This window comes from Flavobacterium pectinovorum (assembly GCF_022802975.1).
GTDB lineage: Bacteria > Bacteroidota > Bacteroidia > Flavobacteriales > Flavobacteriaceae > Flavobacterium > Flavobacterium pectinovorum_B.
This window is the reverse complement of record NZ_JAFEVZ010000026.1, coordinates 1-11,091: the sequence shown is the minus strand read 5'-3', so window position 1 is coordinate 11,091 and position 11,091 is coordinate 1. Positions and strand designations below refer to the sequence as shown.

Here is an 11,091-nt window from a genome sequence, read left to right as displayed (position 1 = left end):
ATAATCAACTATTATTTCAGGCAATAACAACTTGAGAAGCTCCGCAAAAGAATCCTGCATTTCTATATAATTTTAAAATACAAAAATCGATATTTTAATATTTCCCCACAACAATATGTATTGATCCTTTATTTTTACTTTTTACAAAGTCAATGTTTATAATTGATTTTGGTTCGAACCCCATTATGGGGCTTTAAATTATAAACAGAATAATTTTACTTTAAAAAATCACTTTAAAAAACAAAATATGTCTCTAGTACATTCTTAACTTTGCTTCAATATTCGTTTGCGTATTTTAAAACATTTAGTTTAAAAGGCATTACATATCAACAAGTATGACAAGGGAAGAGTCTATTAAAGAGTATTACTTTAGAATCAATAAAAGTATAGATTATATTAAAGAAAACCTTCATGAAGAACTTTCTTTAGAAAAATTGGCTGGTCTTTCTAATTTTTCAAAATTTCATTTCCATAGAATTTTTAAGTCGGTAACAGGAACAACAATCAATGAATTTATTAAAAATGCAAAAATAGAAAGAGCTTTATTTTTCTTAATGAATAATCCATCAAAAACGATTAGCGAAATTGCAGCCGATTGCGGTTTTCTAAGTATTTCATCTTTTTCAAGAGCTTTTCGTGAGGTAAAAGATTTGACACCAAGTGAATGGCGAAAACATCATAAAAATAGCAATATTGGTATAATTGATAGCAATATTGGAAAAATGCAGTCAAAAATCGAAGACTACCTTGCACTCAAATTAAATAATTTTAAAAAAAATGAAATGAGTGAAATTGTAAAACTTGATTTTGAAATCAAAAAAATGGAGGAGTTTAATGTTATTTATATTAGAAATCTCAATGTCCACAATCATGATAGTGAAACATTTGGCAAAATGTTTGAGCAGCTTTTTAGCTGGGCTACTCCCAGAAATTTAGTTAATTTTCCTGAAACCAAAGCACTAACTGTTTATAGAAGCAATGCTAATTTATCTGGAATGCTTCAAGCAGATGTATGCCTGTCTGTTCCTAATAATATTGTCGGAGAAGGGATAATTGGCAATACCGTAATAAGTGGTGGATTATATGCTGTCTTCCATAAAGAAGCACCAATGTCTGAATGTTTTAAAACCTGGAATTATATTTACAAGGTTTGGTTTGAAGAAAATGGTTATCAACCAGACAATAGAAATTTCTTTTTAAGTCATTTAAATGATCCTAAATCACATCCTGAAAATTATCACATAATAGATATTTATATACCAATAAAATTACTGTGATATATTCTAAAGTTTCAATAAAATAAAAACTAAATAAATTCAAATTTAATGAAACTGTCATTTATTATTTCATTTTCTTTTACAGATAGTGGTTTGCAATTTAATTTTAAAATAAAATATTTCTAAAAAGATCATGTAGGAGATTTGAAATTAAATTAAACATCATTTAAAATCTTTAAATCTTCAATTAAAAGGTTCTAATTCTGTACCGTCAAGGTCACTGAACAAAAAACCTATTTCATGGCGAAATAGGTTTTTTGTTTTACTTCCGGAATTATTAATTCCCTGTTCTCGCTCTTTCTTCCTCATTTCCTGTTCTTCTTTTTTCAACATTCACTTTCTTGTTCCCAAACTTATAATTCAAAGACAATTGTACAAATCTGGAATCAAAATAATATTCAGAGTTTCGACGTACACCGTCTATTATAGAATAAAACCTTATCCGCTCTGTCCTGAAGATATCATTAGCCCTTAATGAGATTCTTAAATCTTTATTAAACAAAAGATATTGAGCTGAAAGTGCTGTTCCGCTTGATGATTTCTCTTTTCCTAATCCGTATGTTGACGGAAAATTATAGCTGAAATTAACATTAAGCAATACCGTTTTGTTTTTATTTAAAGTAAAGTCATTATTGCTTGAAAAAGAGGAACTAAAGCCGGATAATCCTTCTGCCGGTAAATCTATAGTTTCTGAAGTCATATAATTTACATCAAACATATTGTTGCTGTTCCACCAGCTGAATTTATCAAAAACATAAAATTCTGAAAACCCATATCGTTTTACATTATAGATGTTTCTAAAGGTAAGACGAACTGTACTGGTGTTGATGTCTGGAAGGCCAATCTGGTTGAATATATTATTTTCGATACTGTGATATAATTTACTTTCGAGTTTTTTATACGAATAAATCAATTCGAAATTGTCAATAAAAAAAGGTTTGAGGACTGGATTGCCTTCGACGGTTAAAAAAGGATTGATAAACGTAACATTCGGATTCAATTCTGCAAAATTAGGGCGCCCTATTCTTTTTCCGTAACTGAATCTGTAAGTTGAATTTTCATTAGGAGCATACGATAAATTAATAGTAGGAAACAGTTTGGTGTACTTATTACTTATTGATTGATTTAAATTTCCATCATACGATTTGGTTTGAGTTGCTTCCATTCTCAAACCAATTTGAACTTCGAGCTTATTGAATTTTTTATTTCCTGAGAAATACAATGCCTGAATATTTTCTTTATAATCAAATTTATGAGTTACTTGCGGCATACTGGTAACCGGATCATCGACTAGTCCGCTATTAAAAGAGGCAATATTATTTTCAGGTTTTGAAAAGGAGACTTTTCCTCCTGTACTCCAGACTGCCCATTTTGTAGGGATCTCTACATCGACTTTACCCGAATAATTATGGGTTGTTTGGCTGTTATCGTTAATTCCTTTAAAATACTGAACGGCATAAGGATTTTTTATTTCTGAAGTTCCTTCGTAAGGTCTTGTATCCTGATTCGAATATTTAAAATAATCCAGATTCAAAATTATTTTCTTTCCAAGAGAATCAAGTTTAACTTCATTGAACAGATTTAGCGAATTAAACTCCGGCTTTTGATAAGCATCGACAACAGATATTATATCATTAAAAGATACTTCGCTAGTATCATCATAAACCATTGATTTTGATTTCCTATGAGATACTGTTTTATTTAGATTTGCAATATATTGAAAACCAAAAATCCATTTCGGTGTGGCTGTATACTGCATGCCAAGAACGGCATTAAATCTTTTGTATTTTCTGTTAAATCCTTGTTTGGTATTCCATAATTCATCAGGAAAATAGATATAATCCTGGTAATCGTGAAATTCACCACCATCTCTGTAATTTAGTGAAGTGCTAAGGCTTAACTTGTTTTTATTGTACATGAAATTACTTGTAATCGCTCCTTCTCCCTCTGACCGAAGTAAATAACTGTTTCCTAAAGAAAGACTCCATGCGTCCCTTTGAGATTTTTTTAATTTAATATTGATTAATCCGCTGCCACCTGCGGCATCATATTTGGCTGGCGGTGTTGTAATAACTTCAATACTTTTAATGTTGTCGGCAGGAATAGATCTTAAAAAATTTGCCAGATCTGCCTCTGCAAGTTCCAGCATTTTATCATCTATCAGCACCCTGATGGTTTGTTTGCCAATTATAGTAATGCTTTCATTACGCACCAATACGCCCGGAGTAATTTTTAATGCCTCCAGAGCATCTCCGCCTGTTGTACTGATGGTGTTTTCCAGGTTAAAAACAAGCCTGTCTACTTTTCTTTCTACGAGTTCTTTCTTTTTAGAAATCACTACGGTTTCTAATGTGTTTGTGGTATTTACGGTTATGGTTTCCAATTCTAAATCTGAATTCAGTTCTATGGTTTTAGTGTGTAAAACTTCTTTGAATTGACGAATTTCTAATGTGTAGCTGCCTTTTTGATATTCGATACTAAATTCACCTTTTTCATTTGTCAGGTGTTTTGCTACAGGAACAGACTTTTCTGTAAAAAGGATAACTTCGGCATATTCCAATGGAGTATTTTCAGTCGTAATAACTTTTCCTGAAATTTTGACCTGGGCGATTAAGGTGTTGCTCAGAATAAATACAATAAAAAAAAACACTTTTCTCATTTTTAAAATTTAGATTAATAATGAGCAAATATCCCGGTTACGGATATTCTAAAGGTTTTATTTTATAATGAAGAAGTATGATTCTATAATATCGAACTCATTTTAAATGCGATTTTTGATATTCTGCAGGAGTTAGCCCTGTGATTTTTTTAAATGCGGTGAAAAAAGTAGATTTAGAATTAAAACCACTATCATATCCCAAACTTTCGACAGAATAGTTTTTTTCGGTTTCTAATAATTTCTTTGCTTTCTCGATTCTGTATTCTTTAATAAGACTTGAAAAAGATTTGCCTACTATTTCATTTACATATTGTGATAAAAGATGCTTTGTGATTTTTAGTTCTTTTGCCGCTTCTTCGAGATTAAAACCGGGATTAAGAAACAGTTCTTTTTCAATTATAATTGATAATTTTTGTTCAATTAAATAAAGTGTTTCCTTGTCTATTTCTTTGTTTTTATACTTCTCTTTTTCGGGAGAAAAATCAGATTCCTTACTGTTTCTGTAAATTAAAAGTAAAATAATTAAATAAAAAATAAAGGTAAAAGATAAAGCTCCCACAATATACGAGGTATAGGCGGCAGTACTGTATGCCAGCCATATAAAGGTAACCCCTAAATAAATGCTAAGAAGCCAAACATCTATTTTTTTTAGAGGTTCTTTTTCCCTGATTTTTTCAATTGTTGGATGAAGGTATTTTGAAGCCAAAACAATGTAAACAAACCACTGAAAATATATCGTTTTTATAATCCAGGTGCTCCAAATCATACTGTGTTCAACATAAGGATAAAAATAGCCTAAAATGGTTATTGCTGTAAAAGAAGGGATTATATGTATTATCCAATTTGGTTTTTTATCTTCTGTGTATGATTTTAAGTATAAAAAAAGAAATGGGCCAATCAAGAGGCAGGCAGAAAGCCCAATCTGAATAAAAATATTTGATAAGTTGGGGTTGAAATAGAAAAATATTGATTTAATAATTCGAATACTTAAAACCAATAATAATAGGGATAAAAAATAGTTTGCAAAATTTTTCTTTCGGGCATTTATGAAAAAATATAATGAAAGTAATAAACCATTAAAAGCTCCTAAGGCACTAAAAAAGAAAAGTAAGGTCATTGTTTGGTTAAATTAGGGTATTAATTTACACGTCATGATGAGATTAAGAACATTTAAAATACAAGTTTTTTAATTGATTATTTTTTGAAATGCCTATAAAAAAATCCGCTGAATTATTATTAACTACTTTTAGCGAATATATAAAATAATAAGAAATTATTTTATAGAAAGCTTCTTAAATTCTGCTATAAAACATTATCCAGATGTCGTTTTCAGTATCATAATACCAAATTGTTATCTTGTTTTTTTTTATTCCTTGTTGAGAAATTAAAACGTAAAATAATAAACCAGAAAGATTGGCTGGTATCTTTTAAATATAAAAAATCACATGAGAGCTTAATGTTTATTATAAAACTTACAAATCAGACAAAAATGATTATTAGCAATCTTTCTTTGATTAAAAAAAAGATATACTTTTACCGCCGAAAATAACCGAATTATACTACATGAAGAAACTTTACTTCTTACCATTACTTTTTGTTTTAATCATTTCTAATACTGGCTATAGTTATAATCGTAACGATAGAAATAATTTTACCAATAAAGATTACAGCAGTTTTACAGCACCAGACATAGATTTCAGTTTCACTAATGATGGTGCCTGTTCAGGAACTCCTGTCACGTTCACCCCAAGAGTAACCGGCACCGCTCCTTTTACATATAAATGGGATTTTGATGACGGAACAACTTCTACAGAAATGAATCCAAGTCATAGCTTTACAGCGGTTGGCTGCGGAATTAAAATTTTTAATGTAAAATTAACTGTTACAGATGCTACTGGTGAAAAAAGTATCACAAAAGCTATTAATGTAAAAGAAAAGCCCGATTTAAAATTTATTGACCGTAATGCTCCGGGTTCTAATAAACCTTTTGAAAGATGCGGGGATAATAACTCGAATCCAAAATACACTATTAATGTTGGAAACAGTTCAGCTTCTGCTTCCTGTGTAACATCTTACAATGTTAACTGGGGAGATGGCAGCACGCAGACAGGTGTAACTTTCCCAGCAAGTCATGAATACCAAAAATTAGGTTCTTATAATATGGTAATTACAGCAATTGGAACTAATGGCTGTAATAATTCTGTAACTTATGTAGTTAAAAACTCCAATAACCCAATGGGGGCTCTTATCTCACCAGGAAACACAACTAATTTATGTATTCCTGTGGAACCTATGAATTTTGCTATTGGTTCCTGGGCACTTAATCCTTCTGACACTGAGTATTTTGTTAATTATGATGATGGTACTTCGCAAACTTTTACTCAGGCTCAACTGGAAAGTTCTGTTTATTATAACCGATTAAATCCTCAGGCTTCACAAAACTACCCTATTCCACACAAATTCACAAGAGCCAATTGTCCATCAGGAAATACGGTTAGTTTAACAATTACAACGCAGGGATCTTGCGGAAGTACGGTTCTTACTGCTGGTCCTATTATTATTTTAGACGTTCCGGTGATCAGTTTTAATGTTCAGCGTGTAGCATGTGTTAATACAGGTGTACAATTTTACAATACTACTTTTGCCGGTTTTAATAATGGGTGTAATCCCCAAAATGTTTATACCTGGGATTTTGGGGATGGAACACCGGTATCCAGAGAAGTTAATCCATCTCATGTTTATAGAGTTCCTGGAAAATATAACGTTACACTCAAGGCTACAACACCTTGTGGAGTTGGAATTACGCCTCCTTCACAACAAATATGTGTTGAACCTGTATTAGAGCCTAGCTTTACTTTTGGTAATGCTTGTGAATCAAAAATAGTTCAGATCACAAATACCACCGATACAAATTTAAGCTGTGGTGTTTCAACTTTCGAATGGGAAATCACAGGTTATAGTCCTGCCTATTGCGGTAAAGAAACATCACCCGGATCACAAAGAGGACAGTGGGACTTTGCTAACGGAACGGGTTATAATTCTAAAGATCCGGCTTTTAATTTTACAACGCCCGGAATTTATTATCTAAAACTTAAAACACGAAACTCTTGTGGAAGAGATCGTGAAAGCGCTTCTCAGGCAATTCATGTAAAAAAGAAACCTGTAATTTCCTTAAAACCAATTTCAGATTTTTGTAAATCAGCAACAATTTATCCTGAAGGAACGGTAGAAGAAAATTGTTCCCCGGCTTCAGAAATCACCTATGAGTGGATTTTTGAAGGAGGAACTCCAAGAACATCTACATTGCCGAATCCAGGTCCTATCAACTACACCAAAACAGGTAATTATGAAGCTATTTTTAGGGTTACAAATAGTTGTGGTACATCAGAAGATATAAAAAGATTCTCTGTCGATATGGTTCTTTCACCAGTTATAACTAATAAAACAGACAAAATATGCAGTGGTAAATCCTTTCAGATTACACCTTTCAGTAACGGAACAGATAATGTCCCGGGAGGAACTACTTATGTGTGGTCTGCTCCGGTAGTTTCTCCACCGGGGGCAATAAGTGGTGCAAGTGCCCAATCAAGTCCAAGAACAAGTATTAGCCAGACGTTAATAAATAATACAGCCAGTCCTGCAACTGTAACTTATACTGTATCACCAATATCTACTCAGTGTCCGGGACCTGATTTTACTGTTACCGTTACGGTAGAGCCAGTAATAAAAGTAGCGCAGACTATAAAAAACGGAACCTGTTTTGGATCTAATGATGGTTCGATCAGCTTAACTGTGAGTGGGGGAACACCTCATACTACAGGGAAACCTTATATAATATCCTGGACAAGTCCTAACGGATTTACAAGTTCAGATGAAGATATCTCTAATTTAAAAGCGGGTTTATATTATTTATCAATTACAGATAATGGAGGCTGTCCTTTTAATACGTCATTTAATGTTTCAGAACCTGGTTTGTTTAGAATTGTAAGCGAAGTTTCAAATGATATCACCTGTTTTGGATTAAAAAACGGAACGATTAATACCTTTGTAGCAGGTGGAACACCTCCTTATAATTTTGTCTGGACAAAAGACGGAAATCCGTATCCTGTTAATTCCGGGAACCTGAATAATTTGGAAAAAGGGGTTTATCAGGTAAAAATAACCGAAGCCAATAATTGTGGAGAACTTACGGGACAGAGTTTTACGATTATCGAACCACCATTACTGGAAGTAAAATGGGAAAGCCAGGTTGATGTTTTATGCTACGGATATAATACCGGTGAAATTAATGTAAGTTCATCAGGAGGAAGACTTCCTCATCGTTATAACTGGATAGGTCCAAACAATTTTAGAAGTAATATTCAAAATCCAAGAAACCTTTATGCCGGAACTTATAATTTAACGGTTACGGATAATTCAGGCTGTACTGTTCCACTAACAGTTGAAATACTTCAAAACCCTGAAATAAAGTTAAATGCCTCAGTAACTCATTTAACTTGTTATAGCGTTAGAGATGGAGTAATCAAAATTAATAGTATTACCGGTGGTGTTCCTTTTGCTACCGGCGATCCGTATATTATAAAATGGAGCAATTTAGGAACCGGCATGGAGCAGTCTAATTTGTCTGCCGGAAACTATTCAATTACCATTACTGATGCCTTAGGGTGTCCTAAAGTATTTCCGATAACGATTAACAATGCCCCGGTTTTTAGAATCAATCCGGACTTTCAAAATATTTCTTGTCATGGAGCTAATGATGCACACATCCGACTCTATCTTGAGGGCGGACAGGCACCACTTAAACTGGAATGGAGTGATGGGGCTACAGCTGGAGATGAAAGAAACAATCTTGGTCCCGGAAAGTATAAAGTAAAAATTACCGATGCCAAATTATGTGTAATAGAAGAAACATTTGTTGTTGTTGATCCGCTTGAATTAGAAATAAGAGGAGATGTCTCCAACCCGCTTGATTGTGTTAAAGCAAATACCGGGGTTATAGATCTTATTGTTACAGGAGGTACGGCTCCTTATACGTATGTCTGGTCTAATGGCGCACGAACTGAAGATTTGAGCCAACTCACCCCCGATAACTATACTGTTACGGTAACTGATTCCAGAGGCTGTAAAAAATCAGATACCTTTAAAATTATCCGATTTGAACAGCTTACACCTACAATCGAAGTTTTAACTGATTTTAATTGTGATACCCGATTTGTAGATCAGACATTCGTAGGACATGTTAAAGGAGGTATTCCGCCCTATACTTTAAAATGGTCAGACGGAGTGGTTTCCGGTGTTAATGGCGAAATAATGAAAACTGATAATAAGGGATTAATCATTTTTACCGTTACCGACAGTTTTGGTTGTACTATGGATGTGTCTCACAATGTCAACAAACCTGTTTTAGGTGTAGCAAATTTTTCTACCAGTTCTTACGGAAAAGAGATGTTTGACCTTTATGCTATTTACGATCCTGTTAAATTCACAAATTTAGCCACAGGAGATTTTATAAGTACGTCATGGGATTTTGGAGACGGTAATTTTTCTACCGAAACAAGTCCGGAACACATTTATACCCGAGAAGGAACTTATACCATAAGACAAGTTGTAAATTACCCTTTTGGATGCCAATATTCTTATGAGGCTACAATACTTGTTGAAAAAGGATACACGCTGGTTATGCCAAATGCTTTTACGCCTAATAATGATGGAATCAACGATTCGTTTGCGCCTGTATTTAAGGGATTGAACAATGTAACCCTTGATATTTATGACACATGGGGAGGTATTATTTATTCAGAAACAGGAGTAAACATTCATGGCTGGCGAGGTAAAATTAAAGATCTGGAGGCTGAAAATGGTAATTATTATTTTAGAATAACGGCCAAAACTTTCTACAACCATACTGTAACCGAAAAAGGATCATTAACATTAATTAAATAAAAACAACGGATTATAAAATGAGATTAAAATTACTAGTTGTTACATTGATAACATGTTGTTTTTACACCGAAACAAGAGCACAGGATCCTATTTTTACACAATATTTTTTAGTTCCGGAAACTTTAAATCCAGGTTTTACCGGTTTTATGGAAACTACTTATGCCGGAATTATTCATCGTGAACAATGGCCAGAATTAGATTTAAGCATTGATACAGATTATGCCTTTGTAAATACCTGGAGTGACAAACTTAACAGCGGAATTGGCTTAAATATTTTAAATCAAAGGGAAAACGCAACCAGGTACAATTTTACACAAATCAATGCCAATTATGCCTACAGGGTAAGAATAAATGACACCTGGACATTCAGACCGGGTATCGAAGCAGGATTTGGATTAAAATCATTTGCCTTTGGTAATTTATTACTGGAAGATCAGATTAATATAAACGGTTCAAATAATGCCACTTCGGTCGATCCTTTACTAGCCAATGACAGGGTTACTTTTTTTGATGTTTCTGCAGGGATGGTTTTTAATACCGATGATCTTTGGATTGGTCTTTCGATGAAACATCTTAACCGGCCGAATATCGCCTTGAGCGCAAACGGAAATCTGCCCTTAAACACCTTTTTCTCGTTAAGTTCAGGTTACGAATTTCTGGTGGCTGATTACATCGATGTATTGTTTTTTCCTTACGAGACAAAAATGTTTGTTACCTCAAACTATATGCAGCAAGGGAGATATAACCGATTTGATTTAGGAGCTTCTATCTTATTTGAAAAAATGTTTTTTGGAACAACTTTCGTTACCAATCCTGCTAAAAACGGAATGAATAATGAATTGCTAACTTCTGTTAACTTTTTTACCGGACTGCAGTATGAGCATTTACGATTAGGTCTTTCTTATGATTTGAATACTACTAAAATAGGAAAAACAGGCGGCGTTTATGAACTTTCATTGACCTATCAGTTTGATTTGTCACGAAAATGTTTCGGATGTCCGAATTACGGGGATAATTAAATTACTTTTCTGAAGAAAATTATAAATTTATTTTAACTCGATTTAGTAATTAAAACCTCCCGGAAGTGAACTGCCCCCAAAAAGTTAGACACTATTTGGGGGCATTTTTATGGAACGAAAAGTCAAATATTCATATGAGTTTAAGCTTCTCTGTGTAGAAGAAGTTTTAAAAAAACATCGACCTTTAACTAGT

At 33.2% G+C, this 11,091-nt stretch carries 5 protein-coding genes; 3 read left to right on the top strand and 2 right to left on the bottom strand.

Annotation, left to right across the window (positions count from 1 at the left end):
- Window positions 1-335 precede the first annotated feature (335 nt).
- Window positions 336-1,277: a GyrI-like domain-containing protein gene (locus FLV_RS19810; RefSeq protein WP_243236489.1), complete on the top strand. Its 942-nt coding sequence runs from the start codon at window positions 336-338 to the stop codon at window positions 1,275-1,277.
- A gap of 277 nt (window positions 1,278-1,554) precedes the next feature.
- On the opposite strand, the gene FLV_RS19805 is transcribed toward FLV_RS19810, so the two are convergent.
- Window positions 1,555-3,936 (bottom strand): TonB-dependent receptor, encoded by a 2,382-nt coding sequence (locus FLV_RS19805; RefSeq protein ID WP_243236488.1) that lies wholly within the window; start codon window positions 3,934-3,936, stop codon window positions 1,555-1,557.
- 97 nt (window positions 3,937-4,033) lie between these two features.
- Entirely contained in the window at window positions 4,034-5,053 is a 1,020-nt protein-coding gene (locus tag FLV_RS19800) for a helix-turn-helix domain-containing protein (protein WP_243236487.1), read from the bottom strand.
- A 446-nt stretch (window positions 5,054-5,499) separates the two neighbouring features.
- Between FLV_RS19800 and FLV_RS19795 the strand changes: the two genes are divergently transcribed.
- Together FLV_RS19795 and FLV_RS19790 are read left to right on the top strand one after the other, a co-directional pair.
- Window positions 5,500-9,879, top strand: coding sequence for a PKD domain-containing protein (locus tag FLV_RS19795; RefSeq protein WP_243236486.1), 4,380 nt, complete (start codon window positions 5,500-5,502; stop codon window positions 9,877-9,879).
- A gap of 17 nt (window positions 9,880-9,896) precedes the next feature.
- Window positions 9,897-10,898 (top strand): type IX secretion system membrane protein PorP/SprF, encoded by a 1,002-nt coding sequence (locus FLV_RS19790; RefSeq protein ID WP_243236485.1) that lies wholly within the window; start codon window positions 9,897-9,899, stop codon window positions 10,896-10,898.
- The last annotated feature ends 193 nt before the right edge of the window (window positions 10,899-11,091 follow it).